Annotated in this window: 28 protein-coding genes; 18 read left to right on the top strand and 10 right to left on the bottom strand. The window is 58.1% G+C overall.

The genetic code is table 11. The features are described from left to right. Positions 1 to 125: 125 nt before the first annotated feature. From solA to pyrC, 5 genes are all read right to left on the bottom strand, one after another. Positions 126 to 1,241, bottom strand: coding sequence for an N-methyl-L-tryptophan oxidase (gene solA / locus RE418_RS21470; protein WP_089180766.1), 1,116 nt, complete (start codon positions 1,239 to 1,241; stop codon positions 126 to 128). Positions 1,242 to 1,381: 140 nt separating this feature from the next. Continuing rightward, positions 1,382 to 1,636, bottom strand: coding sequence for a biofilm formation regulator BssS (gene bssS / locus RE418_RS21465; RefSeq protein ID WP_004927812.1), 255 nt, complete (start codon positions 1,634 to 1,636; stop codon positions 1,382 to 1,384). 201 nt (positions 1,637 to 1,837) lie between these two features. Continuing rightward, the gene (locus tag RE418_RS21460) at positions 1,838 to 2,116 is read right to left on the bottom strand and encodes a hypothetical protein (RefSeq protein WP_004927809.1); all 279 of its coding nucleotides are present in this window, start codon (positions 2,114 to 2,116) and stop codon (positions 1,838 to 1,840) included. Positions 2,117 to 2,246: 130 nt separating this feature from the next. Then, a complete protein-coding gene (gene dinI, locus RE418_RS21455) occupies positions 2,247 to 2,486 on the bottom strand; it encodes a DNA damage-inducible protein I (protein WP_089180767.1) in 240 nt (79 codons plus the stop codon). 75 nt (positions 2,487 to 2,561) lie between these two features. Next, a complete protein-coding gene (gene pyrC / locus RE418_RS21450) occupies positions 2,562 to 3,608 on the bottom strand; it encodes a dihydroorotase (protein WP_089180768.1) in 1,047 nt (348 codons plus the stop codon). Positions 3,609 to 3,821: 213 nt separating this feature from the next. Between pyrC and RE418_RS21445 the strand changes: the two genes are divergently transcribed. Further along, a complete protein-coding gene (locus RE418_RS21445; protein ID WP_025302406.1) occupies positions 3,822 to 4,109 on the top strand; it encodes a putative quinol monooxygenase in 288 nt (95 codons plus the stop codon). A gap of 60 nt (positions 4,110 to 4,169) precedes the next feature. On the opposite strand, the gene rne is transcribed toward RE418_RS21445, so the two are convergent. Further along, entirely contained in the window at positions 4,170 to 7,550 is a 3,381-nt protein-coding gene (gene rne, locus RE418_RS21440; RefSeq protein WP_060447401.1) for a ribonuclease E, read from the bottom strand. A gap of 552 nt (positions 7,551 to 8,102) precedes the next feature. On the opposite strand from rne, the gene rluC reads away from it, so the two are divergent. Further along, positions 8,103 to 9,062, top strand: a complete 960-nt coding sequence (gene rluC, locus RE418_RS21435; RefSeq protein WP_025302408.1) for a 23S rRNA pseudouridine(955/2504/2580) synthase RluC — start codon at positions 8,103 to 8,105, stop codon at positions 9,060 to 9,062. Positions 9,063 to 9,068: 6 nt separating this feature from the next. On the opposite strand, the gene RE418_RS21430 is transcribed toward rluC, so the two are convergent. Beyond that, the gene (locus tag RE418_RS21430; RefSeq protein WP_145956977.1) at positions 9,069 to 9,650 is read right to left on the bottom strand and encodes a nucleoside triphosphate pyrophosphatase; all 582 of its coding nucleotides are present in this window, start codon (positions 9,648 to 9,650) and stop codon (positions 9,069 to 9,071) included. A 141-nt stretch (positions 9,651 to 9,791) separates the two neighbouring features. Between RE418_RS21430 and yceD the strand changes: the two genes are divergently transcribed. The 14 genes from yceD (at position 9,792) to ptsG (ending at position 22,102) form a co-directional block, all read left to right on the top strand. Then, positions 9,792 to 10,313, top strand: a complete 522-nt coding sequence (gene yceD, locus RE418_RS21425; protein WP_004927780.1) for a 23S rRNA accumulation protein YceD — start codon at positions 9,792 to 9,794, stop codon at positions 10,311 to 10,313. Between the two features lie 16 nt (positions 10,314 to 10,329). After that, the gene (rpmF, locus tag RE418_RS21420; RefSeq protein ID WP_004927778.1) at positions 10,330 to 10,497 is read left to right on the top strand and encodes a 50S ribosomal protein L32; all 168 of its coding nucleotides are present in this window, start codon (positions 10,330 to 10,332) and stop codon (positions 10,495 to 10,497) included. An 11-nt stretch (positions 10,498 to 10,508) separates the two neighbouring features. Further along, positions 10,509 to 11,543, top strand: coding sequence for a phosphate acyltransferase PlsX (gene plsX / locus RE418_RS21415; RefSeq protein ID WP_025302410.1), 1,035 nt, complete (start codon positions 10,509 to 10,511; stop codon positions 11,541 to 11,543). A gap of 6 nt (positions 11,544 to 11,549) precedes the next feature. Beyond that, complete coding sequence (locus tag RE418_RS21410; RefSeq protein WP_025302411.1) at positions 11,550 to 12,503, top strand: beta-ketoacyl-ACP synthase III; 954 nt, start codon at positions 11,550 to 11,552, stop codon at positions 12,501 to 12,503. Positions 12,504 to 12,521: 18 nt separating this feature from the next. Continuing rightward, positions 12,522 to 13,451, top strand: a complete 930-nt coding sequence (gene fabD / locus RE418_RS21405; RefSeq protein ID WP_049208450.1) for an ACP S-malonyltransferase — start codon at positions 12,522 to 12,524, stop codon at positions 13,449 to 13,451. Between the two features lie 11 nt (positions 13,452 to 13,462). Continuing rightward, complete coding sequence (gene fabG, locus RE418_RS21400) at positions 13,463 to 14,197, top strand: 3-oxoacyl-ACP reductase FabG (protein WP_016928193.1); 735 nt, start codon at positions 13,463 to 13,465, stop codon at positions 14,195 to 14,197. A gap of 154 nt (positions 14,198 to 14,351) precedes the next feature. After that, entirely contained in the window at positions 14,352 to 14,588 is a 237-nt protein-coding gene (gene acpP / locus RE418_RS21395; RefSeq protein ID WP_004719003.1) for an acyl carrier protein, read from the top strand. A gap of 82 nt (positions 14,589 to 14,670) precedes the next feature. Next, positions 14,671 to 15,912, top strand: a complete 1,242-nt coding sequence (fabF, locus tag RE418_RS21390; RefSeq protein ID WP_025302412.1) for a beta-ketoacyl-ACP synthase II — start codon at positions 14,671 to 14,673, stop codon at positions 15,910 to 15,912. A 145-nt stretch (positions 15,913 to 16,057) separates the two neighbouring features. Further along, a complete protein-coding gene (pabC, locus tag RE418_RS21385) occupies positions 16,058 to 16,855 on the top strand; it encodes an aminodeoxychorismate lyase (RefSeq protein ID WP_213928162.1) in 798 nt (265 codons plus the stop codon). A 13-nt stretch (positions 16,856 to 16,868) separates the two neighbouring features. Continuing rightward, positions 16,869 to 17,894, top strand: coding sequence for an endolytic transglycosylase MltG (gene mltG, locus RE418_RS21380; protein ID WP_173890337.1), 1,026 nt, complete (start codon positions 16,869 to 16,871; stop codon positions 17,892 to 17,894). Beyond that, positions 17,884 to 18,522 carry a dTMP kinase gene (tmk, locus tag RE418_RS21375; protein ID WP_025302415.1) on the top strand — a complete coding sequence of 213 codons (639 nt, stop codon included), beginning with the start codon at positions 17,884 to 17,886 and terminating at the stop codon, positions 18,520 to 18,522. The genes mltG and tmk overlap by 11 nt, the downstream gene beginning before the upstream one ends. Then, on the top strand, positions 18,522 to 19,529 hold the full coding sequence (holB, locus tag RE418_RS21370; protein WP_025302416.1) for a DNA polymerase III subunit delta': 1,008 nt from the start codon (positions 18,522 to 18,524) through the stop codon (positions 19,527 to 19,529). The genes tmk and holB overlap by 1 nt, the downstream gene beginning before the upstream one ends. 19 nt (positions 19,530 to 19,548) lie before the next feature. Beyond that, complete coding sequence (locus tag RE418_RS21365; RefSeq protein ID WP_043141693.1) at positions 19,549 to 20,325, top strand: metal-dependent hydrolase; 777 nt, start codon at positions 19,549 to 19,551, stop codon at positions 20,323 to 20,325. Positions 20,326 to 20,668: 343 nt separating this feature from the next. Beyond that, complete coding sequence (gene ptsG / locus RE418_RS21360; protein WP_016928184.1) at positions 20,669 to 22,102, top strand: PTS glucose transporter subunit IIBC; 1,434 nt, start codon at positions 20,669 to 20,671, stop codon at positions 22,100 to 22,102. A 56-nt stretch (positions 22,103 to 22,158) separates the two neighbouring features. Here the strand turns inward: ptsG and RE418_RS21355 are convergent, their stop codons facing one another. Beyond that, on the bottom strand, positions 22,159 to 22,524 hold the full coding sequence (locus RE418_RS21355; RefSeq protein WP_213928161.1) for a DUF4180 domain-containing protein: 366 nt from the start codon (positions 22,522 to 22,524) through the stop codon (positions 22,159 to 22,161). Between the two features lie 14 nt (positions 22,525 to 22,538). Next, positions 22,539 to 23,009: a manganese-binding transcriptional regulator MntR gene (gene mntR / locus RE418_RS21350; protein ID WP_025302421.1), complete on the bottom strand. Its 471-nt coding sequence runs from the start codon at positions 23,007 to 23,009 to the stop codon at positions 22,539 to 22,541. Positions 23,010 to 23,239: 230 nt separating this feature from the next. On the opposite strand from mntR, the gene RE418_RS21345 reads away from it, so the two are divergent. Then, positions 23,240 to 24,544: an Nramp family divalent metal transporter gene (locus RE418_RS21345; RefSeq protein ID WP_213928160.1), complete on the top strand. Its 1,305-nt coding sequence runs from the start codon at positions 23,240 to 23,242 to the stop codon at positions 24,542 to 24,544. Here the strand turns inward: RE418_RS21345 and RE418_RS21340 are convergent. Next, entirely contained in the window at positions 24,536 to 25,459 is a 924-nt protein-coding gene (locus RE418_RS21340) for a LysR family transcriptional regulator (protein ID WP_399675539.1), read from the bottom strand. The two genes, RE418_RS21345 and RE418_RS21340, sit on opposite strands and share 9 nt — an antisense overlap. A gap of 158 nt (positions 25,460 to 25,617) precedes the next feature. Between RE418_RS21340 and RE418_RS21335 the strand changes: the two genes are divergently transcribed. Then, on the top strand, positions 25,618 to 26,136 hold the full coding sequence (locus RE418_RS21335) for a DUF4440 domain-containing protein (protein WP_060447386.1): 519 nt from the start codon (positions 25,618 to 25,620) through the stop codon (positions 26,134 to 26,136). Positions 26,137 to 26,142: the final 6 nt, after the last annotated feature.

Raw genomic sequence — 26,142 nt, 5'->3', positions numbered from 1 at the left:
TATAAGAAATTTCCGTTATCAGGATTTTTACTTGGTATTTAAAAGAGTTAGCAGGTTAATAAATTGTAACCGCTAAATTTTGCTGTCCAGGGCACGACGGCAACCTGGACAGAGAAATCCTTCGCTTAGCTAAATCGTTTCAGACCAAAGCTGGAGACGTCGACCGGCGGCGCTTTGTCCTGCGCGAACAGCGCGGCAATCTCACCCAACGCGCTGGCGAACTTGAAGCCGTGGCCGCTCAATCCGCTGATGACCATCAGGCGATCGCAATCCGGCAGCGTATCGATAATAAAGTCTTCGTCGGGGCTCATATCATAACTGCAGGCTTCGCCGTGTAAACATACGCCTACACCCGGTAAAAATTGCCGCAGGAAGGAGAAAACTTCCGTGCCGTCGCTGGCGTAGCTGCCGAAGGGTTTGCGCTGCTCGGGGGCATCCATCGGCTGGCCGCCGTCGTGCTTGCCTACTTTCAGGCCGTCGTTATCCGCCGGGAAACCGTAATAGTGCGTGCCGTCTTGCGCTTCGACGGTAAAGGCCGGGAAACGATTGTTCACGCTGTAGCGGCCATCTGCCTGATGCCAGGAGAAGACTTTGCGCAGTGGCGCGACGGGTAACTGCGGCAACAGCGCTTTGACCCAGGTACCGGCGGTGATCACCGCTTTTCGCGCCGTGAAACGCCCTTCGCCGGTGATGACCTCAACGCCGCCCTCGATAGGCTCCACCGCGCTGACCGGGCAGTTGAACAACTGGCTGCTGCCGGCTTCTTTTGCCAGCTTGATCAGAGTGGCTATCGCCAGCTCAGCATGCAGGAAGCCGGCGTCGGGCTCGAACACGCCGACATAACCTTGCGGGGCCCGGAATTCCGGCCAGCGTTGAGCGATCTGTTCGGCGCTGAGGGTTTGCGCGTTCAGGCGGAATGTTTGCGCGCTCTGCTGAGCATTGCGAATGAAGTCGGAGTGCTGTGGCCCCAGGTTGAGCACGCCGCACGACTGGAACAGTTCCTCGCCGGATTGTTGAATCAGCGCATTCCACAGCGCCTGGGCACGTAGCACCAGCGGCACGTACTTTTCGCCTTCGCCGTAAGCGTGACGGATAATGCGGGTATCGCCGTGATGGCTGCCGTTGCGGTGTGGAGGAATGGCGCTGTCGATCATCAGCACTTTCAAGCCGGCCCGCGTGGCGTAATAGCCTGCCGCTGCGCCGACGGAACCGCTGCCCACCACAATCAAATCATATTCCACGTACCCACCCTCTCTGATAGCGATTTCTTATCGCCCCATGATAAAAGGTTGGCGGGCGCAATGCACTGATTGAACGATGAAAGGCAAAGAAAAAGGCGCCGGGAATGGTCACGGCGCCTTAGAGGTTAGGAGACGATAAATCAATGTTTTCTGCGATCAAGATCCTGGTAATCCGTAGCTTCAATCTTGGCGATGCCGGCTTCTAAGATATTGATTAATTGACGGGCGACATCTGTAGTCAGCCAAAGCGTTCGGTCTACTTGGGCTTCTTCGGGCGTTTGGTCTAGTGAAGACAGGTAATGAAGGCGTATCATCATGGCGTCGTAAACGTCGACAGTACTGATATCCCAACCGACAAGCGGGTGCGTCTGAATTACTTCATCATTTCTGTCCATAAAGACCCCTTATTGAGTAGTAACTACCGTGAGTGACTAACGAGGATCAATGCGGCTCATCATCATGAGAGCAATTACAGTATACGCATCCGCTTTCATCGGTGGAGGGGGTTGTCACCGAAATTTGCAAAATAAATATTTATTTGAACAATTATTCTACAAATTTGTAGGTGCAGCAGTGGACGAGTCAGGCGCAGCGCGTTATTCCGCGTCGGCAGGTGGCGATGCACCATGTAGACATTTTTCCAGCTCTTCGGCCAAATGGGCGAAATGCTTTTGCGTTTCGGCATCACGATTCTGGCTGTGCGATTCCAGCTTCAGGCTGTGGATCAGCCGTTGGTTGGCTTTGTCATCCAGGCTGAAGGCCAGATAAGAGAAAGCTACTTCCAGTACGTTCAAGCGCCTTTTCTGATCGGCAATCAGCGCCAGCAGTTCGCCAAACGTCATTGCGTCTTCGGATTTCACCTTGTCCGGGGCCATGCTTACTCCTTTGCGTTAAATACAGCGCTGAGGCAGATTTTGTTTCAGAGTAAGGGTAAGCGATGAATGGGCAGGGCGCCAGAAACAAAAAAGCCGGAGAGCGACCCCCGGCAAAAACAGCATTGCAGTGTTATTCTGCGCTAAACCATTCGTCCGCGCTTTCCCAGGTTTCCTGAAGGATTTCCTCGATCAGATCCCGATCGGTTTTGGCGCCCCCCAGCACGGAGAGCCCGTTGGCGCTGGCATAACGTACGTGAACGACGGCGTCTGGAAACTGGCGATTGACCCGTTTGCCCAGTTCACCGGTCAGCGCCTCAATGGCGCCCGACGGCAGCGGCCGGGTTTTCTCTAGAGTGACTTCAACACGCATAATTGCCCCCGAAGCGATTTACTGTGTATTTATACAGTTAACCGGGTGCGAGGGCAAGAGGGCGATGCAAAAATATCAGTCTTTCAGCGACCAGTTCAGGGTTTCACCCGCCAGGAAGGGGATTACGGATTCATTGCCGAGGGTAATCTCTTCCGGTTGGGTGGTTGGCACGCGCTGCAGTTCGATGAAGTCTTCGTTGAGCGGCAGGCCATAGAAGCGTGGGCCGTTGAGCGAGCAGAAAGCCTCGAAGTGCTCCAGTGCGCCGAGCTGTTCGAAGACCGCTGCGTAAGCCGGGATGGCATTCGGCGCATTGAAGCAGCCGGCACAGCCGCAGCTGGACTCTTTGCGATGCTTGAGGTGCGGCGCGGAGTCGGTGCCGAGGAAGAAACGGTCCGAGCCGCTGGCAACCGCCTGACGTAGCGCTTCCTGATGGACGTTGCGCTTGAGGATCGGTAGGCAGAACAGGTGAGGGCGAATGCCGCCGACCAGCATGTGGTTGCGGTTGAACATCAGGTGTTGCGGCGTGATGGTGGCGCCGAGGAAACGATTGCCTGCCTGCACATATTGCGCCGCTTCTTTGGTGGTGATGTGCTCGAAGACGATCTTCAGCTCCGGGAACTGGCGGCGGATAGGCTCCATCACCTGTTCGATAAAGCGCGCCTCGCGGTCGAAGATATCCACGGCAGGATCGGTCACTTCGCCGTGGATAAGCAAAGGCATGCCGATTTTTTGCATCTGTTCGAACAGCGGATAAATGCCGGTCACATCGCTGACGCCGTGGCTGGAGTTGGTGGTGGCGTTGGCCGGATACAGCTTGGCGGCGGTAAACACCCCTTGCTCGAAACCGCTGACCAGTTCACTGGCCGCCAAGGAGTTGGTCAGGTAACAGGTCATCAGCGGAGTGAAGTTGTGACCCTGCGGCACCGCCGCCAGAATTCGATCGCGGTAGGCGCGCGCGGCGGCCACGGTCGTCACGGGCGGAACCAGGTTCGGCATCACGATCGCCCGGCCAAATACCTGGCTGGTATAGGGCACCACCGTTTTCAGCATCTCATCGTCACGCAGGTGGATATGCCAGTCGTCTGGGCGGCGGATTTTCAGAACTTGAGGTTGTGCGGTCATCTAGCTAGGCTCCGGCGGTCAAATACGTCTAATGAAAAGCGAATAATGGGTTTATTCACGCCGGGGTGTAAGGATAAGCGGAAAGTGCCGCAGATGCATCTGTTTGTTGGCGACAAGTTGAAATCAACGGCGCAGCAGGCGCATAGTGACAAGGATTTCAACGATGCCGACGCCAATACCGTCGACTTTCATCAAGTGGAAAGGGAGAAAACAATGGAAGTACGCGTTATCGCCACCCTGCAAGCGAAAGCGGGATTTGAGGCCGCAGTCAGTGAAGCCGTGCACGACATTCTCGAGCCGAGCCGCCAGGAGCTGGGCAACCTGCAATATGATTTGCATCGCGATCTGGAAAAGCCGGGCACCTTCGTGTTCTTTGAGCGTTGGGCCAGCAGCGAAGCGCTGGATAAGCATAATGAGACGGCGCATTTTCAGCAGTTCGTCAGTCGACTTGACGGCAAGTTGGATGTTCTGGACATCAAGAAACTGAAAAAGATCGCCTGAGCTTTTTACAGGCAAGAAAAAACCCGCCGATGGCGGGTTTTTTTAGGGTTGCAGATTAACTTATTCGTTAACCGGCTGCGGCTTTGTGGCAGGCGCGGTGGCCTGGCTCACTGCCGAGTGACCACCGGCTGAACCTTTGCCTTCAAAGTTGAAGGAAGGGCGCTGCCAGTTGCTGTGCTTGCGTTCTTCCGGCACGTAGGCTGGCGCAGGCGCTTTAGTCATCGGCGCAGTGGCGATGTGTTTGTACAGCGCGTCCTGCACGGCTTTCACCGGTGCCGGCTGCTGCGCAACTGCAGGTGCAGGTTCTGCGGCGATTGGCGCTGGGGCTTTTTCGACCGGAACAACTTCCACGGAGGCTGCCGTAGGTGCGGCTTCTACCACTGGCGTTTCTTCCGCTGGCGTGGCTTCTACCACCGGTGCAACTTCGACCACAGGCTCGTCTTCCGTTGGCACAGGTTCAACCACGGGCTCTACAGCTACGGTTTCAGCTACCGGCTCGGCTTCCACTGCAGGGGCAGTCTCTTCCACTTTCGGCTGTTCAACTGCAACAGCTGCTGGGGCGGTTTCCACCGGCGCCGGGATTTCCTCGGCCGGAGTGGCTACAACCGGTGCTACGACTGCAGCTTCTTCCGTTACGGTAACGCTAGCAGTTTCAACGGCGGCTTCGGGTGCCGGTCCGTTGACGCTGGCCGCGGTCTGAGTGTCTTCCACGGTAACGCTGTGCTGTTCAACCGCTGCGGTGACAACCGGCGCCTGCTCTACGGCTTCGGTTTGCACTTCGGCTTCTTCAACCTGAGCGACCGGGTAGCTTACCCATACTTTGCCTGATGCCATTTCCGGCGAAGCGAACGCGCCCGCCAACGGCATTGGGGATTGCAGCGGGTAACGCTCATCGCGGTAACGACGGCGACGCTGGCCGCTGACGCGCAGGTGACGCGGTGAACGACGGGAACGACGCGGCATGCCTTCGCCGTTGCCGCGGCTTTCGCCCTGGGCATCGTCTTCCTGCTGTGCGGCAACGGTTTCCGGCAACAGCTTGACGCTATCGTCGGCGGTCGGCTGCGCGTCTTCGGCTTTCGCTACCGGCGCTTTCGGCGCCAACAGCTCTTCCGCTGCACGCTGCAGCTCTTCTTCCGCAGACAGGATACGCACTTTCTGCGACAGAGGGCGGCGCTGACGGCGCTGCATGTTCTGCTGCTGGCGCTCTTCCTGCTCTTCGTCGGTACTCTCGACTGCGTCAACGCTTTCCAGCGCTTTCACTTCCTGCTGAGCCTGACGTTTCTCTTCCTGACGACGACGCTGGCGTTCAGCACGCTGCTCACGGCGTTGCTGCTGATCTTCGCGCGGCGCTTTAGCACCTTCTTCCGAAGCGGTTTCCTCCGCTACCGGCGTGTTCTGCTGCTGGTTGCGGCGGTTACGGCGCTGTTCATCGCGGGATTCACGCGATTCACGGCCTTCACGGTTCTCACGCGGTTCACGGTTATCGCGCTCGCGATTGTCACGGCCTTCACCGCGCTCTTTACGCTCGCCGCGTTCCGGGCGATCGCCACGGTCGCTACGCTCACCGCGCTCTTTACGGCCGGTGCCTTGACGGCGCTGACCGCGACGATCCTGACGACGGTTCTCACCGTTGCCTTCCGCCTTCGGCGTTTCGGCCGGTTTGGCTTCTTCGACGGCAGGTTGTTCTTCACCGGCGAACAAGTTCTTCAGACCACCGAACAGGCGGCCCAGGAAGCCCGGTTTAGCGGCGGCCGGCGCTGCGGCTTTAGTCTTGGCGGCTGCAGCGACAGGTTTGGCAACGGCGACGGGTTCTTCAGCCGGCGGCGGCACATCGGCGGACAGGGAGAAGGAAGCCAGGGCCGGTTGCTCCGGACGCTTGCGTTCCATCGGCGCATCTTCCAGCGGACGCTCCATGTCTTCTTCGTGCAGTTTAGGCAGCAGGTAGCTGAGGGTAGAGGTTTCCTCGCCCTTGCGCACGCGCAGCACCGAGTAGTGCGGGGTTTGCATTTCATCGTTCGGCACGATGACGGCTTTCACGCCACCCTGACGTTTTTCGATCGCGCTGACGGATTCGCGCTTTTCGTTCAGCAGGTACGAAGCGACCTGAACCGGCACGATAGCGTGAACTTCTTTGGTGTTTTCCTTCAGCGCTTCTTCTTCGATCAGGCGCAGGATGGACAGCGCCAGCGATTCGTTGTCGCGGATGGTACCGGTGCCGTTACAGCGTGGGCACACGTGGTGGCTGGACTCACCCAGCGACGGGCTGAGGCGCTGGCGTGACATTTCCAGCAGGCCGAAGCGGGAGATGCGGCCGATTTGGATGCGCGCGCGGTCTTGACGCACGGCGTCGCGCAAGCGGTTTTCCACTTCGCGCTGGTGGCGTACCGGCGTCATGTCGATGAAGTCGATGACGATCAGGCCGCCGAGGTCGCGCAGGCGCAGCTGGCGAGCGATCTCGTCCGCCGCTTCCAGGTTGGTGTTGAACGCCGTCTCTTCGATGTCGCCGCCGCGGGTTGCGCGTGCGGAGTTGATGTCGATGGCGGTCAGCGCTTCGGTGCTGTCGATGACGATCGAGCCGCCGGACGGCAGGCGCACTTCGCGCTGGAAGGCGGATTCGATCTGCGATTCGATCTGATAGTGGCTGAACAGAGGAATTTCACCGCTGTACAGTTTGATTTTGCTGCTGAAATCCGGGCGGCCCAGCGCAGCGATGTGCTCTTTGGCCAGATCGAGAATTTTCGGGTTGTCGATCAGGATTTCGCCGATGTCCGGGCGCAGATAATCGCGGAAGGCACGCACGATAACGTTGCTTTCCTGGTGGATCAGGAACGGTGCAGGGCGGCCTTCGGCGGCTTTTTTAATCGCTTCCCAGTGCTTCAGACGGAAGGAGAGATCCCACTGCAGCGCGTCGGCGGATTTGCCTACGCCCGCGGTGCGAACGATCAGGCCCATGCCGTCTGGCAGTTGCAGCGAAGAGAGCGCTTCTTTCAGCTCGGTACGATCGTCACCCTCGATGCGGCGAGAAATACCGCCGGCGCGCGGGTTGTTCGGCATCAGCACCAGATAGCTGCCCGCCAGGCTGATGAAGGTGGTCAAGGCGGCGCCTTTGTTGCCACGTTCTTCTTTGTCTACCTGAACGATGACTTCCTGGCCTTCGCGCAGCACATCTTTGATGTTCGGGCGGCCATGGGAAGAGTAATTGCTAGGGAAGTATTCGCGGGCGATTTCTTTAAGAGGGAGGAAACCATGTCGTTCTGCGCCGTAGTCCACGAACGCTGCTTCAAGACTTGGTTCAATGCGGGTGATTTTGCCTTTGTAAATATTCGCTTTTTTCTGCTCATGACCCGGACTTTCGATATCCAAATCATACAGCCGCTGTCCATCTACGAGGGCAACACGCAACTCTTCCTGCTGAGTTGCGTTAATCAACATTCTTTTCATCTTAACTTACTCGTTATTTTTACATTATCGACAAAGCTGCGGGCAAAATAACCTCATGGCCGGAGTTAAACCGAAAGCCCCGTGTCTTCTCGCAAAGCCGTCAACCTCACGGTTGTCGCCTGCATAGGGGCGCATTATCTCGGTAAGCCTGCTTTTCTTTGTGAAAGACAGCACTTTTACTAGGGGAATAGCCTCTGATTTACGTCGACAGATCTGATTCCATTTGCCGGCCAAGCTGCAACCCGCAGCCCGCTAATTGTTTGATTTCGCATTACGTCTTACGCCATTGCTGCGTTTTTGCGCAATCAGACAAATTTTATAATTCCACCGTTTTCCCTGTTTAACGAGAATCAACGCGGAAAGTGACTGCATTATTCCACTGCTGATGCCGTTATAGCAAGGTGACTTTTCCTTAACTGCGGAAGAAATCGCAAACGTTCAAATCGGCTTGCTGCCTTATTGTCCGCTGGGGTTTCGCCCGCCGTCAGAGAGACAGTTAAGCACAGAAAAAGATGTGGCGCTATTCACGCGCTCTATTTAGAATCCCGCACCATGAAAACGAACAATCCAGCAGTACAATTCATCACGATTTCCGACGACGAAGCCGGTCAGAGAATCGACAACTTTCTGCTCGCTCGCCTGAAAGGCGTGCCGAAGAGCATGATTTATCGCATCGTGCGTAAAGGCGAGGTGCGGGTTAATAAAGGGCGCATCAAGGTCGAATACAAATTAGCGGCCGGCGACGTGGTGCGCGTACCACCGGTGCGCGTAGCCGAGCGCGAAGAGGCGCCGGTGTCGGCGAAGCTGGATAAAGTGGCCGCATTGGCAGACTGCATCCTGTATGAAGACGACCACCTGCTGATCCTCAACAAACCTTCCGGCACCGCGGTGCACGGCGGCAGCGGCCTGAGCTTCGGCGTGATTGAAGGGCTGCGCGCGCTGCGCCCGGAAGCCCGCTTCCTGGAGCTGGTGCATCGCCTGGATCGCGACACCTCCGGCGTGTTGTTGGTCGCCAAAAAACGTTCCGCGCTGCGTTCGCTGCATGAGCAACTGCGCCTGAAAGGCATGCAGAAAGATTATCTGGCGCTGGTGCGCGGCCAGTGGCAGTCCCACTGCAAGGCCGTACAGGCGCCGCTGTTGAAAAATATTCTGCAAAGCGGCGAACGTATCGTGCGTGTCAACAGCGAAGGCAAGCCCTCGGAAACCCGCTTCAAGGTGGAAGAGCGTTACGAATTTGCCACCTTGGTGAAGGCCAGCCCGATCACCGGGCGAACTCACCAGATCCGCGTGCACACTCTGCATGCCGGGCACCCGATCGCCTTTGACGATCGCTATGGCGACCGCGAGTTCGATCGCCAACTGGCGGGTACCGGCCTGAAGCGACTGTTCCTGCACGCCGCGGCGCTGCGCTTCGAGCATCCGTCCACCGGCGAAACGATGCGCATCGAAGCGCCGATGGATGAAGAACTGCGTCACTGCCTGCAAGTGCTGCGCCGGCAGGCCGCCAAATAATCCGCGTCAGACCAGCGGGTTGATGCCTTCAGCCCGCAACATCGCCAACAGCGCGATCAACGGCAGGCCGATCAGGGTGTTCGGATCCCGGCCTTCCAGCCTGTCGAACAACGCGATCCCCAATCCCTCGCTCTTGAAACTGCCCGCGCAGTTCAGCGGTTGCTCTAGACGCACATAGGCGGCGATCTCCGCCTCGCTCAGCGCGCGAAAATGCACGTGGAAAGGCTCGCACAGGGCCTGCAGCTGCTTGCTGCGGCCGTTGTACAGCGCCAGGCCGGTATAGAAGGTCACGGCCTGGCCGCTGGCCTGGCGCAGCTGCGCCCGGGCGTTCACCTCGGTATGGGGCTTGCCGGTGATGCTGCCATCGATCACGCAGACCTGATCGGAACCGATGATCAGATGCTCGGGGTAGGCGAGGGCCAGCGCCTGAGCCTTCGCTGTCGCCAGGCGCAGCACCAGCGCTTCGGCGCTTTCACCCGGCAGTGGGGTTTCATCCACCTGCGGCGCGGCGCAGTCGAACGGCAGTTGCAGCTTCTCCAGCAGCATTTTTCGATAGGGGGAGGTGGAGGCTAAAAGCAATCTCTGCATAATTTTTTTCGCAAACCGTAGCGTAAATGGGTACGGCATTTTAAACTGTCGGCCGCTGTGGAAGCGAATATTGGTGAAAGGAGCCGTTTTACGGCCTTTTTCTTTGACTCTATGTCGTTACAAAGTTAATATGCGCGCCCTATGCAAAAGGTAAAATTACCCTTGACCATTGATGCGGTACGTACCGCTCAGAAACGCCTGGACTATGCTGGTGTCTATGCGCCTGAGCAGGTTACTCGTGTTGCCGACTCCGTGGTCAGTGTGGACAGTGATGTTGAGGTGTCGTTGTCGTTTAATATCGACAATCAGCGCCTCGCGGTGATAACAGGGCATGCGGACGTCACGGTAACGTTGATGTGCCAACGCTGTGGAGTCCCGTTCGAACATCAGGTTCACACAACATATTGTTTTAGCCCGGTCGTCAATGATGAGCAGGCTGAGGCATTACCGGAAGCGTACGAACCGATCGAAGTTGACGAGTTTGGCGAAGTCGATCTGTTGGCAATGATTGAAGACGAAATTATTCTTTCACTGCCTGTCGTTCCGGTACATGAATCTGAACACTGTGAAGTGTCCGAAGCGGACATGGTATTTGGCCAACTGCCTCCCGAGGCGGAGAAACCGAATCCGTTTGCCGTATTAGCCAGTTTAAAGCGTAAGTAATTGAGGAGTAAGGTCCATGGCCGTACAACAGAATAAACCAACCCGTTCCAAGCGTGGCATGCGTCGTTCGCACGATGCTCTGACCACGACTACTCTGTCTGTAGACAAAGTATCCGGTGAAACTCACCGTCGTCACCACATCACTGCCGACGGTTTCTACCGCGGTCGCAAGGTTATCGGCTAAGTAGCGATACCTTGACTCGTCTAACCCTGGCGTTAGATGCAATGGGCGGGGACTTCGGTCCCTGCGTCACAGTGCCTGCTTCGTTGCAGGCACTGGCCTCTAATTTACAGCTTCATCTCCTGCTGGTCGGCAATCCCGACGTCATCTCCCCTTTGCTTGCCCATGCCGATCCGGTTCTTCTGGAGCGTCTGCAAGTCGTGCCCGCCGAGTCTGTGATCGCCGGCGACGCAAAACCTTCACAAGCGATACGCGCCAGCCGCGGCACGTCGATGCGCATTGCGCTCGAACAGCTCAGCAGCGGCAATGCGCAGGGCTGCGTCAGCGCCGGTAATACCGGTGCGCTGATGGGATTGGCGAAGCTGTTGGTCAAGCCGCTGGACGGCATCGAGCGCCCGGCGCTGATGACGGCGATCCCGAATCAGCAACGCAGTAAAACCGTGGTGCTGGATCTGGGCGCCAACGTCGAGTGTGACAGTACCATGCTGGTGCAGTTTGCCGTGATGGGCGCGGTGATGGCGGAAGAGGTGATCGGCATTGCGCAACCGCGGGTGGCGCTGCTGAATATTGGCGAAGAAGAGACCAAAGGCCTGGATAATATCCGCGAAGCGGCCGCTGTGCTAAAAAATACTCCGGCAATCAACTATATTGGTTACCTGGAAGGAAACGAACTGCTCACCGGCAAGACCGACGTGTTGGTCTGCGATGGCTTCGTGGGCAACGTCACCCTGAAAACCATGGAAGGGGTGGTCAGGGTATTCTTATCGCTGCTGAAATCGTCCGGCGACGGAAACAAGCAAGCGTGGTGGCTGAAATTGTTGGGCCGTTGGTTGCAAAAACGGGTGGTTAAGCGGTTCGGCCACCTGAACCCCGACCAGTATAATGGCGCATGTCTGTTAGGATTGCGCAGCACCGTAGTCAAGAGCCACGGCGCTGCGAACCCTCACGCGTTTGCAGTCGCAATCGAACAGGCTGTGCAGGCGGTGCAGCGGCAAGTCCCGGAAAGGATTGCTGCGCGCCTTGAGGCTGTATTACCTAAGAGTGACTGATCGTACATGTATACAAAGATTCTCGGTACGGGGAGTTATTTGCCCGTACAAGTGCGCACCAATGCTGATTTGGAAAAAATGGTGGATACCTCTGACGAGTGGATCGTCACGCGTACCGGTATCCGCGAACGTCGCATCGCTGCTGCGGATGAAACCGTCGCGACGATGAGCTTCCAGGCCGCTGAGAAAGCGCTGGAAATGGCAGGTGTGGCTAAAGAAGACATTGGGCTTATCGTCGTGGCGACCACCACAACGACTCACGCGTTCCCGAGCGCGGCGTGCCTGGTGCAGCAAATGCTGGGCATCAAAGACTGCGCGGCGTTCGATCTGGCTGCGGCCTGCGCCGGCTTTACTTATGCGCTCAGCGTGGCCGATCAGTACGTGAAAAACGGCGCGGTCAAACATGCGCTGGTTATCGGCGCGGACGTCTTGTCGCGCACGCTGGATCCTGAAGATCGCGGCACCATCATTCTGTTTGGCGATGGTGCGGGTGCGGTGGTGCTGGGGGCGTCTGAAGCGCCGGGCATTCTGTCTACCCATCTGCATGCCGACGGCAGCTACGGCAACCTGCTGACGCTGCCGTACAAGGATCGTCAGAATCAAGACAAGCCGGCCTATGTCACCATGGCGGGCAACGAAGTCTTCAAGGTTGCGGTTACCGAGCTGGCGCGCATCGTTGACGAGACGCTGCAGGCCAACAACATGGACCGCAGCGAGCTGGATTGGCTGGTGCCGCACCAGGCCAACCTGCGCATCATCAGCGCAACGGCGAAAAAACTGGGCATGGGGATGGACAAAGTGGTGGTGACGCTCGATCGTCACGGCAACACGTCTGCCGCCTCGGTGCCTTCCGCACTGGACGAAGCGGTGCGTGACGGGCGAATTCAGCGTGGCCAACTGGTGCTGCTGGAAGCCTTTGGCGGCGGCTTTACCTGGGGCTCGGCGCTGGTTCGTTTCTGATTTGGACAGGAAGAAAAAATGACGCAATTTGCTTTTGTTTTCCCGGGCCAGGGGTCGCAGACCGTTGGCATGCTGGCCGAGTTGGCCGCACAGTTCCCGATCGTCGAAGAAACCTTTGGCGAGGCTTCTTCCGCCCTGGGTTACGACCTGTGGCAGCTGGTGCAGCAAGGCCCGGTGGAAGAACTGAACAAAACCTGGCAGACCCAACCGGCTCTGCTGGCTGCCTCGGTGGCGATTTTCCGCGTTTGGCAGCAGCAGGGCGGTAAAGCGCCTGCGCTGATGGCGGGTCACAGCCTGGGCGAATACTCGGCGCTGGTCTGCGCCGGCGTGCTGGACTTCAAGGCGGCGATCCGTCTGGTCGAGCTGCGCGGCAAGCTGATGCAGGAAGCAGTGCCGGAAGGTACCGGCGCGATGTACGCCATCATCGGTCTGGACAACGACGCGATCGCCAAGGCGTGCGAAGAGTCTGCGCAGGGGCAGGTGGTTTCTCCGGTCAACTTCAACTCGCCGGGCCAGGTGGTCATCGCCGGCAACAAAGAAGCGGTTGAACGCGCAGGCGCCGCCTGTAAAGCTGCCGGCGCCAAACGTGCGCTGCCGCTGCCGGTGAGCGTGCCTTCGCACTGTGCGCTGATGAAGCCGGCCGCCGACAAGCTGGCCGTGGCGCTGCAGGACATCACCTTCAACGCGCCGCAGGTGCCGGTGGTGAACAACGTCGACGTGCGCACCGAAAACGATCCGGAAGCGATCCGCAGCGCGCTGGTGCGTCAGCTGTACAGCCCGGTGCGTTGGACCGAAAGCGTAGAGTTTATCGCAGCACAGGGAGTGACGTCGCTGCTGGAAGTGGGGCCGGGCAAAGTGCTGACCGGTCTGACTAAACGTATTGTTGACACCCTGACGGCTGCGGCGGTGAACGACACCGCCAGCCTGTCGGCGGCGCTTGAACAATAAAGAGGAAAATGATGAGCTTCGAAGGTAAAATCGTTCTGGTCACCGGCGCAAGCCGCGGTATTGGCCGAGCTATTGCAGAAACGTTTGTGGCACGCGGCGCCAAAGTGATCGGTACCGCGACCAGCGAGAGCGGCGCTGAAGCGATCAGCAGCTACCTGGGCGCAAACGGCAAAGGGTTTATGTTGAACGTTGTTGATGCGCAATCTATCGACAGCGTGCTGGCATCGATTCGCGCCGAATTTGGCGAAATCGACATTTTAGTGAATAATGCCGGCATTACGCGTGATAACCTGCTGATGCGTATGAAGGATGACGAGTGGGAGGATATCCTCGACACCAACCTGACTTCCGTATTCCGCCTGTCAAAAGCGGTAATGCGCGCTATGATGAAAAAGCGGTTTGGCCGTATCATCACCATCGGTTCCGTCGTCGGCACCATGGGGAACGCAGGGCAGGCGAACTACGCGGCGGCTAAAGCCGGCCTGATTGGTTTTAGCAAATCTTTGGCACGTGAAGTTGCTTCACGTGGCATTACGGTCAACGTCGTGGCACCTGGCTTTATTGAGACGGACATGACACGGGCGTTGACAGATGATCAACGCGCAGGCATTTTGTCATCAGTTCCAGCCAACCGGCTGGGCGATGCTAAAGAAATCGCCAGCGCTGTTGCATTTTTGGCCTCTGATGAGGCCGGCTACATCACCGGTGAAACGTTACATGTCAATGGCGGCATGTACATGATTTAAAAAATGTGAAAACCATTTGCGTTATTTGAGGCAAAAACCGCAAAATAGCGTAAAATCGTGGTTTGACCAGCCGGGATTTAGTTGCATCTTTTTCAGCATTTTATACACTACGAAAACCATCGCGAAAGCGAGTTTTGATAGGAAATTTAAGAGTATGAGCACTATCGAAGAACGCGTTAAGAAAATCATTGTTGAGCAACTGGGTGTTAAACAGGAAGAAGTTTTGAACAACGCTTCTTTCGTTGAAGATCTGGGCGCTGATTCTCTTGACACCGTTGAGCTGGTAATGGCACTGGAAGAAGAATTCGACACCGAGATTCCAGACGAAGAAGCTGAGAAGATCACTACTGTTCAGGCAGCTATTGATTTCATCAACGCCAGCCAGCAGTAAGAGAACATATCTAGGCGGTCGTTCGACCGCCTAAGTTTTTTCTATCCCTAGTGTCATATTTTTCCCTCCCTGGAGGACAAACGTGTCTAAGCGTCGAGTAGTTGTGACCGGACTGGGCATGTTGTCTCCTGTCGGCAATACGGTAGAGTCCACGTGGAACGCTCTTCTTGCCGGTCAGAGTGGCATCAGCCTGATCGACCATTTCGATACCACTGCCTATGCGACCAAGTTTGCTGGCCTGGTAAAGAATTTTAATTCTGAGGATTTCATCTCCCGCAAAGATGCGCGCAAGATGGATGCCTTTATCCAGTACGGTATCGCTGCCGGCATGCAAGCCATGCAGGATGCAGGTCTGGACATCACCGAGGCTAACGCCAGCCGTATTGGAGCCGCGATCGGTTCCGGCATCGGCGGCCTGGGTTTGATCGAAGAAAACCACAGTTCACTGGTTAACGGTGGCCCACGGAAAATCAGTCCGTTCTTCGTGCCCTCCACCATCGTGAATATGATTGCAGGCCACCTGACAATCATGTACGGCATGCGTGGCCCAAGCATTTCCATCGCCACCGCCTGTACTTCAGGTGTGCACAACATCGGCCATGCAGCGCGTATCATTGCTTACAATGATGCTGACGTGATGCTGGCCGGTGGGGCAGAGAAAGCCAGCACCCCATTGGGCGTCGGCGGCTTTGGCGCAGCGCGCGCCCTGTCCACCCGTAATGACAACCCGCAGGCGGCGAGCCGTCCGTGGGATAAAGACCGCGACGGCTTCGTGCTGGGCGACGGCGCCGGCATGATGGTGCTGGAAGAGTACGAACACGCGAAAAAACGCGGCGCGAAAATCTATGCCGAAGTGGTTGGCTTTGGGATGAGCAGCGATGCTTATCACATGACGTCACCACCGGAAAACGGCGCAGGCGCTGCGCTGGCGATGGAAAATGCCCTGCTTGACGCCGGTGTGACCCCGTCACAAATCGGTTACATCAACGCGCACGGCACCTCTACGCCGGCGGGCGACCAGGCGGAAGCGCAGGCGGTGAAATCCGTCTTCGGCGCTGATGCCCAGCGCGTGCTGGTGAGCTCGACCAAATCGATGACCGGCCACCTGTTGGGTGCGGCGGGCGCGATCGAGTCCATCTTTACCGTGCTGGCGCTGCGCGATCAGGCGGTACCGCCAACCATCAACCTGGATAACCCGGATGAAGGTTGCGATCTGGACTTCGTGCCTCACGAAGCGCGCCAGGTCAGCGATATGGAGTTCACCCTGTGCAACTCCTTCGGCTTCGGCGGCACCAATGGCTCGCTGATCTTCCGCCGAGTGTAACTCGCGCGGTTGTTCGCTGATGAAAAGCCCGGTTTTTTAACCGGGCTTTTTTACGCCTGGCGTCCGGCCGTCAGCAGGGCTGCGTATTGCCTCGTCGCCTGCTATTCTGCGAGCGTAATGAAATCACCCGGCAACAGGAGGAAGCATGTACTGGATTAACGGACAACGCCACGATGCGCTGGCGCCGAGCGATCGTGGCCTGCAGTTCGGCGATGGCTGCTTTACTACCGCCCGGGTTGTCGATGGCAAAATCGAGCTGCTGCCCTGGCACCTGGAGCGGCTGCAGCAAACGGCACAGAGGCTGATGCTGCCCACTACCGATTGGGCCGCTTTCGAGCGCGAGATGGCTCAGGCGGCCGAATCAATTCCGCTCGGCGTGGTCAAAGCGATACTGACGCGCGGCAGCGGCGGGCGGGGCTACAGCCCGACGGGGTGCGAAAATCCAACGCGCATCGTCGCCCGCAGCAGCTACCCTGCGCACTATTTGCAGTGGCGCGAGCAGGGCATCACGCTTGCGCTCAGCCCGTTGGCGCTGGCGCGCAATCCGCTGCTGGCGGGGTTGAAGCATTTGAACCGCCTGGAGCAGGTGCTGATCCGCGCGCATCTTGACCAGACGGCCGCCGACGAGGCACTGGTGCTTGACACTGCCGGTATGCTGGTGGAATGCTGTGCGGCTAATTTGTTCTGGCGTAAGGGAAAAGCGGTGTTTACCCCGGACCTGAGCCAGGCGGGCGTCGCGGGCCTGATGCGGCGGCGGGTGATCGCGCTGCTGGCGGGCTCGGAATACCGTCTGCACTGCGTCAGCGAACCGCTGGAGACGCTGGCCGATGCCGACGAAGTCCTGGTGAGCAACGCGCTGATGCCGCTGCTGCCGGTAAACGTTGCTCAATCATGGCGTTATCATTCGCGCCAGCTGTATGATTTTTTGCGTCCACACTGTTAACCATGGCTGATTGATGAAGAAAAGAAAGCTGAAGGTCCTGTCTGTTATTGTTGTTCTGGTATTGGCGCTGCTGTTTTGGGGCTACCAGAAGATCGAACGCTTTGCCGATACGCCGCTGGCTATCCAGCAAGAAACCATCTTCAAACTGCCTGCCGGCACCGGCCGGATGGCGCTGGAAGGGTTACTGGTGCGCGATAAACTGGTGCGCAGCGGCCGCTGGTTCCAGTGGCTGCTGAAACTGGAGCCGGAGCTGGCGGAGTTTAAAGCCGGTACCTACCGGTTCACGCCGGGAATGACGGTGCGCCAGATGCTGAAACTGTTGGCCAGCGGCAAAGAGGCGCAGTTCACCGCACGCTTTATCGAAGGCTCACGCCTGCGTGACTGGCAGCAGGTATTGCAGCAGTCCAAATACCTGAAACACACCCTGGCGGGCAAGAGCGAAGTGGAGATCGCTACAGCGCTCGGCATTCCTGCGGGAGAAACCCCGGAAGGGCATTTGTACCCGGATACCTATCAGTATACCGCCGGCATGAGCGATATCGCGCTGCTCAAACGCGCACATGTTCGTATGAACAAAGCGCTGCAGGCCGCCTGGGACGGCCGCGACACCAGCCTGCCGTATAAAACGCCGGAAGAGCTGCTGACTATGGCCTCGATCGTCGAGAAAGAGACCGCGGTGCCGGAAGAGCGTAGCAAGGTGGCGTCGGTGTTCGTCAACCGTTTGCGCATCGGCATGCGCCTGCAGACCGATCCGACGGTGATCTACGGCATGGGCGAAAGCTATAATGGCAACATCACGCGCAAGGATCTGGAGACGCCGACGCCTTACAACACCTATGTGATCGCCGGCCTGCCGCCAACGCCGATCGCCATGCCGGGCGAGGCCTCGCTCCAAGCGGCCGCCAATCCGGCCAAAACGCCATATCTTTATTTTGTCGCCGACGGCAAGGGGGGGCATACCTTCACCACCAATCTGGCGAGCCATAACCAGGCGGTGCGCGTGTACCGTCAGGCGTTAAAGGAAAAGAATGAAAAGTAAATTCGTTGTAATCGAAGGGCTGGAAGGCGCGGGCAAAACCACAGCGCGTGACACGGTAGTCAATGTGCTGCGCGAACATGGCATCAACGACATCGTTTTCACCCGCGAACCGGGCGGCACACCGCTGGCGGAGAAGCTGCGCGAACTGTTCAAACGCGGCATCGACGGCGAATTGCCGACCATCAAGGCCGAAGTCTTGATGCTGTACGCTGCGCGCGTGCAGCTGGTGGAAACCGTGATCAAACCCGCCCTCGCGCGTGGCGCCTGGGTGGTGGGCGACCGCCACGATCTCTCTTCACAGGCTTACCAGGGCGGCGGCCGCGGTGTGGATCCACAGCTGATGAGCTCGCTGCGCGACACCGTACTGGGGGATTTCCGCCCGGATTTGACGGTTTATCTCGATCTGCCTCCGCTGGTCGGCTTGCAACGCGCACAGGCGCGCGGCCAGCTGGATCGCATCGAACAGGAGGCGCTGCCGTTCTTCGAACGCACCCGCGCTCGCTATCTTGAGCTGGCGGCGCAGGATGAAACGATCGTTACCGTTGACGCCGCCCAGCCGCTGGAACAGGTGACCGCGGCGATCCGCGACTGCGTCGGCCACTGGCTGCGGCAGCAGGAAGGCGCATAATGAACTGGTACCCGTGGCTGAATGGCCCTTATCGCCAGCTGATTGGGCAGTACGCCGACGGTCGCGGCCACCATGCGCTGCTGCTGCATGCGGCGGCGGGCAATGGTGACGATGCGCTGGCCTACGGCCTGAGCCGTTGGTTGATCTGCCAACAGCGCAACGGCGAAAAAAGCTGCGGCGAGTGCCACAGCTGCCGGCTGATGCTGGCGGGGAATCACCCGGATTATCACGTGCTGGCGCCGGAAAAGGGCAAGAGCAACCTGGGTATCGAACCGATCCGCCAGGTGATTGAAACGCTGTACGCCCACGCGCAGCAGGGCGGCGCCAAGGTGATTTGGCTGCCGCAGGCGGAACAGTTGACCGAGGCGGCGGCCAACGCACTGCTTAAAACGCTGGAAGAGCCGCCGGAGAAAACCTATTTTCTGCTGGGTTGCCGTGAGCCGTCGCGGCTGATGGCGACGCTACGCAGCCGCTGTCTTTATTGGCATTTGGCCAGCCCGGATGAGCAGCTCAGCCTGCAGTGGCTGGGCCGGCAGGCGGCCGGTTCTCAGACAGACCGCCTCACGGCGCTGCGCCTGCACGACGGCGCGCCGCTGGCCGCCGAACAGCTGTTGCAGCCGCAGCAGTGGCAACAGCGCAGCGCCCTGTGCACCGCGTTGAGCGCCGCGCTGCCGCAGCGCGATATGCTGTCGCTGTTGCCGGTGCTGAACCATGAAGATGTCGCCGAGCGCCTGCACTGGTTGTGCGCGCTGCTGGTGGACGCGATGAAGTGGCAGCAGGGCGCGCATCACTATGTATTGAATCAGGATCAGCAACCACTGGTGCATCAGCTGGCCAGCGTGCTGAGCAGCGCTTCGCTGCAGCAGATCGTGCAGCAGTGGCTGACCTGCCGCCATCAGCTGCTCAGCGTGGTGGGTGTCAATCGCGAGCTGCTGCTGACCGAACAGTTACTTCGCTGGGAACAGATGCTTGGCGCCGCCGGCTATTCCCACCCTCATTCGCTGTAAAGTAAAAGAGTTAAAAATTATGTTGTTAGTCGATTCTCATTGCCACCTTGACAGTCTGGATTATCAAACGCTGCATCAGAATGTGGACGATGCGCTGGCCAAAGCCAAAGCGCGCGACGTCGGCTATGTGCTGGCGGTCGCCACCACGTTGCCGGGTTACCGTTCCATGACCGAACTGATCGGCGAGCGCAACGATGTGGCTTTCTCCTGCGGGGTGCATCCGCTCAATCTGGAAGAGGGGTATGATTACGCCGAGCTGCGTCGCCTGGCGGCGGCGGAGCAGGTGGTAGCGCTGGGAGAGACCGGGCTCGATTACTTCTACCAGAAAGACAATCTTGAGCTGCAGCAGGACTCTTTCCGCGAACATATCCGCATTGGCCGGGATCTGAACAAGCCGGTGATCGTCCACACCCGCGAGGCGCGCGCGGACACGCTGGCGATCCTGCGTGAAGAGAACGCACAGGACTGCGGCGGCGTGCTGCACTGCTTCACTGAAGATTTGACCACGGCCGAAGCTTTGCTGGATCTGGGCTTCTACATCTCCTTCTCCGGCATCGTCACCTTCCGCAATGCCGAACAGCTGCGCGAAGTGGCACGCTACGTGCCGCTGGATCGCATCCTGGTGGAAACCGATTCGCCTTATCTGGCGCCGGTGCCGCATCGCGGCAAAGAAAACCAACCCGCCTATGTGCGTGATGTGGCTGAATACATGGCAGTATTGAAGGGCGTCAGCCTGGAACAACTGGCCGAAGCCACCACCGCCAACTTTTCACGCTTATTTCACCTCGATCTGTGATCTTTGACCTAGGCTATAGCTGTAGGTCATTGTCTGCGTAATTTTTTTTAAGCTCGTAATTAATCACTGAAACGGGTAAGGTTCCCTCCCGTTTCAGGGGGATTGGTGCGTGTTTTTTGGCCGGTTTTGCCAAAAAACGGCCGGTTTATGCAAAGTTGCCGCGGCTCGATCATCGAAACGTGATTGTCATCAAACATTGCGCAGGCTATTTATTTTACTCTGCGTAATAAATTCAAGGGGTGCTCAGACACCCTGAATTGCAGGGGTTTTTCTCCCCCCCTTGCAGCGCGACCAATCGCGACAAGAAGTAGCAAAGCATTATTACTCAGGAGCACACTCAACTATGTTCAAGAACGCATTTGCAAACCTGCAAAAAGTAGGTAAATCGCTCATGCTGCCGGTGTCCGTGTTGCCTATCGCAGGTATCCTGCTGGGCGTCGGTTCCGCCAACTTTAGCTGGCTACCTGCGGTAGTCTCCCACGTGATGGCGGAAGCGGGCGGTTCGGTCTTCGCCAACATGCCGCTGATTTTCGCCATCGGCGTCGCCTTGGGCTTCACCAACAACGACGGCGTTTCCGCGCTGGCGGCGGTGGTGGCTTACGGCATCATGGTGAAAACCATGGCGGTGGTTGCGCCGCTGGTGCTGCACCTGCCGGCTGAAGAGATTGCGGCCAAACACCTGGCGGATACCGGTGTGCTCGGGGGGATTATCTCCGGTGCCATCGCGGCCTATATGTTCAACCGCTTCTTCCGCATTCAACTGCCGGAATACCTGGGCTTCTTTGCCGGTAAGCGCTTCGTGCCGATCATTTCCGGTCTGGCGGCGATCGTTCTGGGCGTAGTGCTGTCCTTCATCTGGCCACCGATTGGTACGGCTATACAGACCTTCTCGCAGTGGGCGGCTTATCAGAACCCGGTCGTGGCCTTCGGCATTTACGGCGTGGTTGAGCGTGCTCTGGTGCCGTTCGGTCTGCACCACATCTGGAACGTACCATTCCAAATGCAAATTGGTGAGTTCACCAACGCGGCGGGCCAGGTATTCCACGGTGATATCCCTCGCTACATGGCGGGTGACCCAACCGCGGGTAAACTGTCCGGCGGCTTCCTGTTCAAAATGTACGGTCTGCCTGCTGCGGCCATCGCCATCTGGCACTCGGCCAAGCCGGAAAACCGCGCGAAAGTCGGCGGCATCATGATCTCCGCCGCGCTGACCTCGTTCCTGACCGGCATCACCGAGCCGATCGAGTTCTCCTTCATGTTCGTCGCGCCGATCCTGTACGTGATCCACGCTATCCTGGCCGGCCTGGCGTTCCCAATCTGCATCCTGTTGGGCATGCGTGACGGCACCAGCTTCTCGCATGGCCTGATCGACTTTATCGTACTGAGCGGCAACAGCAGCAAAATCTGGCTGTTCCCAATCGTCGGCATCGTCTACGGTCTGGTGTACTACACCATCTTCCGCGTGCTGATTGCCAAGCTGGATCTGAAAACCCCGGGCCGTGAAGACACCGCTGCCGAGCAGACTGCGCAGGGCGGTTCCGAAATGTCCGCGGCGCTGGTTCAGGCCTTCGGCGGTAAAGAAAACATCACTAATCTGGATGCTTGCATCACCCGTCTGCGCGTCAGCGTGGCCGACGTGTCCAAAGTTGACCAGGCGGGCCTGAAGAAACTGGGCGCAGCCGGCGTAGTCGTCGCTGGCTCCGGCGTGCAGGCCATCTTTGGCACCAAGTCCGACAACCTGAAAACCGATATGGACGAATACATCCGTAATCACTGATTCAGGAAGGGGAGTTACCAAGGGAGGCGAAAGCCTCCCTTTTTTATTGCCTGCCGTCAGGTACCAAGCCGCTGTTCGAGCTTGGCGAGAGAAGGAAGGAACCAGATCTGTTCGCCGCGATTGGCTTCACGCACAAAATCTTGCAGCGCGCAGCTTTGCGCCAGCCAGGGGGTGATATCACCCAGCAGCGTCACGCGCAGGCGGTAGTTGATGAATTTCTGCAATACGGCGCCGGCCACGCCGCTTCTTAGCTGGAAGAAGGCGGCGTCGAGGCGGTTGACGGGGAGGGCAATCATCCCGGCCTCGTGTTCAAAAGCGGGCGCGATAAACAGGCTGACGTCGTTTTCGTCTTTCAACAGCGGCCCGGCTTCGGCGAAAACCACCAGGCGCAGGCCATGAACGTGCTGCACGGCGTAGCTCATCGGCGCCCCGGGAGTCAGGGTTTGACGTGTTGCTGCAAGTAATGCTCGAACACCGCCAGCGTTTCGTCCGAGATATGGTGTTCAATCCCTTCGCTGTCCAGCTCGGCAGTTTCACTCGGCACCCCGAGGCACATCAGCAGATCGACCACGATGCGGTGACGGCGGCGCACCTTCTGCGCCAGCTGCTCGCCTTCCTCGGTTAGAAATACCCCGCGATAAGGGCGCGATTCCACCAGCCCGGCGCTTTTCAGCCGCGCGATATTTTTGATCGCCGTCGGATGAGACACGCCGAAGCGGCGCGCGATATCGGTGGTTCTGGCTTCACGGGTGCTTTGCAGCAAATCGGCGATCAGCTCAACGTAATCTTCGATCAGCGCATTGGACTGCGCTTCGCGGGCGCGGCTAAAACGCAGGGCGTGCTCGGCCTCGTCCGGCATGTCGGTCTGGGCGGGGCGGTCGGCGTTATCTGGCGCGCGGGTAACCATAGCGTGGGGCGTCCTGTAAGCATAAAAATGGCGTCTCCCGGCAATGCGGGGAGGGTTGCCCTAAGTTAGTCCAAATAGCACACATTATCAATTCGATGCCACGCATTGTGGTAGTTAGAAATATCTCTACACAAAGCCCATTAATTTCGCCTGTTGCATAAAGTGTAGCCGATGCTACATTGTCAGCATGATCGGTGGAAAAATAACCAGCAAAAGATTAAGGGTACTTCATGCGAGACGCGGCAACTCCCTCATCGTTAACCGAACGGACCAACATTGCGATTGGTGCCGCCCTTGCCGGGCGCAAACGCGGCGCTTTTACGCCGCTGCTGTTCGCCGGCCCGGCGGTGATTGCCTCTATTGCCTATATGGACCCCGGTAACTTCGCCACCAACATCCAGGCCGGGGCGAAATACGGCTACAGCCTGCTGTGGGTGGTGGTGATGGCCAACCTGATCGCCATGCTGTTCCAGGCGCTGTCGGCCAAGCTCGGCATCGTCACCAACCGCAATCTGGCGGAGATGTGCCGCGATCAGTTTTCGCGGCCGGTAGTGATCGGCATGTGGCTGCTTAGCGAAGTGGCGGCGATGGCCACCGATCTGGCGGAGTTTCTCGGCGGGGCGATCGCGCTGGCGCTGCTGTTCCACATGCCGCTGCTGGTGGGGATGGGGGTGACGGCGGTGATCACCTATGCGCTGTTGATGGTGGAAAAGAAAGGTTTCCGGCCGGTCGAGCTGATGATCGGCGGCCTGGTAGGCATCATCGCGCTGTGCTACCTGGTGGAGATGTTCATTGTGCCGGTGAACTGGCAGGCGGCCGGGATCGGCATGGTGACGCCACAACTGCCGGATGCCCAGGCGCTGACCATCGCCGTCGGCATTATCGGCGCCACCGTGATGCCGCACGCCATTTTCCTGCACTCGGGGCTGACCCAGCACCGCAGCCCGGCCAGCGACAACGGCGAGCGGCGCAAACTGCTGCGTTTCTCCAATATTGAAGTGGTGATCGCGCTGGCGCTGGCAGGGCTGGTGAATATCGCGATGGTGATCATGGCCTCGAGCGCTTTCCACGCCGGTAACAGCGACGTGGCCGAAATTGGCACCGCCTACCATACGCTGACGCCGCTGTTCGGCGCGGCCGCCGCCGGTATCTTCCTGGCGTCGCTGATCGCCTCTGGCATTTCCAGTTCGGTGGTGGGCACCATGGCCGGGCAAATGATCATGCAGGGCTTCGTCGGTTTCCGCATTCCGGTGTGGGTGCGCCGCCTGGTCACCATGGTACCGGCGTTTATCGTGGTGGCGATGGGCGTCAACGCCACCGACGCGCTGGTCTACAGCCAGGTGGTGCTGAGCCTGGCGCTGCCGGCGCCGATGATCGCGCTGGTGATGTTCACCCGTCGCCGTGACATCATGGGCGAGTTTGCCAACGGCCGCTGGACCAGCCTGGCGGCAGTGGTCGGCACGGTGGTGATCGTGCTGCTTAACGTGGTGTTGCTGTTGCAGACTTTCGGCGTCGATATCCCTGGGTTAGGGTGAGACGCGGGAGCGGGGCCCGGCGAATTTGTTGGCGAACAGTTCGCTGATGAAGTCGACGAAAACCCGAATTTTATGGCTGCGATCCCGCAGGCGCGGATAGAGAATATTGATCGGTGCCCCTGTGGGCGCCCACTCCTGCAGTATCGGTTCCAGTTCGCCTGCCTTCAGATAGTTTTCCAGAGTGCAGTCCAGCAAGTAAACCAGGCCGAGGTGGTTCCTGGCCACCTCGCACAGCGATTGTGAATGGTTGAAACTCAGCAGCGGGCTGGGCGCCAGACGGTAGCGCTCGTCACCACGAATGAACTGCCAGTCGTCCGCCGCCGCCGCGCCTGAACGGATAAATCCCAGCCGCTGATGCTGTTGCAGCTGTTCCGGGTGTTCCGGCCGGCCATGGCGCGCAAAATAATCGGGAGACGCACAGCGCAAATAGCGTGGTTGCAGCAATTGACGGCTGACCATCTCGGGTATGTGGCCGGCGCCGATGCGAATAAATACGTCGGCGCGATCTTCCGCCGGATTGACCAGGCGATCGCTAACCGACACGCTGAGCTGCAATTCCGGGTATTGCGCCAAAAAAGCCGGGAGCGCCGGAGCGATATGCATGCTGCTGAGCATCGTGGCTATCTCGACCCGCAGCGGTCCTCGCGGTTGTTCAAAATCGCCCGACATGTCGTTTTTCAGCCGGTCAAACTGCTGCAGGATGTCTTGTGCGGTGCGATAGCAACGCTCCCCGGCGCTGGTCAGCGAGAAGCGCCGGGTTGAACGCTTGAACAGGGGTTGCCCGAACTGTTTTTCAAGCTGATTGATGCTGTATGTGACGCTGGCCGGGGAGAGCCCCATTTTGGTTGCCGCCTGGCTGAACCCCTCCATTTCCACCACCTGGCAGAATACGCGCAGCGCGTGCAGTTCATTCATGTTAACGGCTTCCATTATTTAAATTATTAAAAGAGTATTTTTAAATATGCCGGCTGTCAATTTGACGCAGCATTGGATAATTTATTTTCAGCGTTTTTATTTATCTGAAATTGCATCCTGTATTGCCATAATGAAATAATGCCGAAGAGGATATTTATATGAAAAAATTAACTGCCGTATTGTTATTGGCGGGCGCGGGCTTGTGCGGCCAAACTTATGCCGCAAGCAGCGAGGCCGCATCGCAAAGTTACAGGGTTTCCGCAGAGGCGGGCGTCGCGGCCGAACAGAAGGCGGTGTATGAGCTGATAAACCGCTACCAGACAGCGCTTAACGCCGGCGATACGCAAACGATTTTGTCACTTTTTGCGCCAGAAAGTTACTCACAATGGAACGAAAAACCGACGGCGGACAGCAATGAAAAGCGCCGCCAACAATATGATGACTTATTTAAAAACGAGAAATTTGAAACAGAGTTTGCTTATGACAGCGTCAACGTGAACGGGAATATGGCCTATGTGCGCACGCACCATCATCGCGGAGCAACGGTTACCCGAATAAGCGACGGTGCTACCCTGATCGATTTAAACCGTGAAGTATTTGTATTGGAGAAACAGCAGGGCCAATGGAAGATCGTGGTCTACACCTTTAATACCAACCCGATTCAAGGGGTGAGCTGAGAGGGA

The sequence above is a fragment of the Serratia sp. szju genome, assembly GCF_044594185.1.
Taxonomy (GTDB): domain Bacteria; phylum Pseudomonadota; class Gammaproteobacteria; order Enterobacterales; family Enterobacteriaceae; genus Serratia; species Serratia bockelmannii.
The sequence above is the reverse complement of the archived record's forward strand: the minus strand, read 5'-3'. Positions and strand labels throughout refer to the sequence as shown.

Excerpts from the sequence above, each read along its gene's own strand:
- dinI (WP_089180767.1), bottom strand. The coding sequence starts at position 2,486 with ATGCGTGTTGAAGTCACTCTAGAGAAAACCCGGCCGCTGCCGTCGGGC.
- rne (WP_060447401.1), bottom strand. The coding sequence starts at position 7,550 with ATGAAAAGAATGTTGATTAACGCAACTCAGCAGGAAGAGTTGCGTGTT.
- fabD (WP_049208450.1), top strand. The coding sequence starts at position 12,522 with ATGACGCAATTTGCTTTTGTTTTCCCGGGCCAGGGGTCGCAGACCGTT.
- RE418_RS21410 (WP_025302411.1), top strand. The coding sequence starts at position 11,550 with ATGTATACAAAGATTCTCGGTACGGGGAGTTATTTGCCCGTACAAGTG.
- ptsG (WP_016928184.1), top strand. The coding sequence starts at position 20,669 with ATGTTCAAGAACGCATTTGCAAACCTGCAAAAAGTAGGTAAATCGCTC.
- RE418_RS21445 (WP_025302406.1), top strand. The coding sequence starts at position 3,822 with ATGGAAGTACGCGTTATCGCCACCCTGCAAGCGAAAGCGGGATTTGAG.
- holB (WP_025302416.1), top strand. The coding sequence starts at position 18,522 with ATGAACTGGTACCCGTGGCTGAATGGCCCTTATCGCCAGCTGATTGGG.
- RE418_RS21430 (WP_145956977.1), bottom strand. The coding sequence starts at position 9,650 with ATGCAGAGATTGCTTTTAGCCTCCACCTCCCCCTATCGAAAAATGCTG.
- RE418_RS21335 (WP_060447386.1), top strand. The coding sequence starts at position 25,618 with ATGAAAAAATTAACTGCCGTATTGTTATTGGCGGGCGCGGGCTTGTGC.
- mltG (WP_173890337.1), top strand. The coding sequence starts at position 16,869 with ATGAAGAAAAGAAAGCTGAAGGTCCTGTCTGTTATTGTTGTTCTGGTA.
- yceD (WP_004927780.1), top strand. The coding sequence starts at position 9,792 with ATGCAAAAGGTAAAATTACCCTTGACCATTGATGCGGTACGTACCGCT.
- mntR (WP_025302421.1), bottom strand. The coding sequence starts at position 23,009 with ATGGTTACCCGCGCGCCAGATAACGCCGACCGCCCCGCCCAGACCGAC.
- RE418_RS21365 (WP_043141693.1), top strand. The coding sequence starts at position 19,549 with ATGTTGTTAGTCGATTCTCATTGCCACCTTGACAGTCTGGATTATCAA.
- pabC (WP_213928162.1), top strand. The coding sequence starts at position 16,058 with ATGTACTGGATTAACGGACAACGCCACGATGCGCTGGCGCCGAGCGAT.
- RE418_RS21460 (WP_004927809.1), bottom strand. The coding sequence starts at position 2,116 with ATGGCCCCGGACAAGGTGAAATCCGAAGACGCAATGACGTTTGGCGAA.
- rluC (WP_025302408.1), top strand. The coding sequence starts at position 8,103 with ATGAAAACGAACAATCCAGCAGTACAATTCATCACGATTTCCGACGAC.
- RE418_RS21340 (WP_399675539.1), bottom strand. The coding sequence starts at position 25,459 with ATGAATGAACTGCACGCGCTGCGCGTATTCTGCCAGGTGGTGGAAATG.
- rpmF (WP_004927778.1), top strand. The coding sequence starts at position 10,330 with ATGGCCGTACAACAGAATAAACCAACCCGTTCCAAGCGTGGCATGCGT.
- acpP (WP_004719003.1), top strand. The coding sequence starts at position 14,352 with ATGAGCACTATCGAAGAACGCGTTAAGAAAATCATTGTTGAGCAACTG.
- RE418_RS21355 (WP_213928161.1), bottom strand. The coding sequence starts at position 22,524 with ATGAGCTACGCCGTGCAGCACGTTCATGGCCTGCGCCTGGTGGTTTTC.
- bssS (WP_004927812.1), bottom strand. The coding sequence starts at position 1,636 with ATGGACAGAAATGATGAAGTAATTCAGACGCACCCGCTTGTCGGTTGG.
- fabG (WP_016928193.1), top strand. The coding sequence starts at position 13,463 with ATGAGCTTCGAAGGTAAAATCGTTCTGGTCACCGGCGCAAGCCGCGGT.
- pyrC (WP_089180768.1), bottom strand. The coding sequence starts at position 3,608 with ATGACCGCACAACCTCAAGTTCTGAAAATCCGCCGCCCAGACGACTGG.
- RE418_RS21345 (WP_213928160.1), top strand. The coding sequence starts at position 23,240 with ATGCGAGACGCGGCAACTCCCTCATCGTTAACCGAACGGACCAACATT.
- tmk (WP_025302415.1), top strand. The coding sequence starts at position 17,884 with ATGAAAAGTAAATTCGTTGTAATCGAAGGGCTGGAAGGCGCGGGCAAA.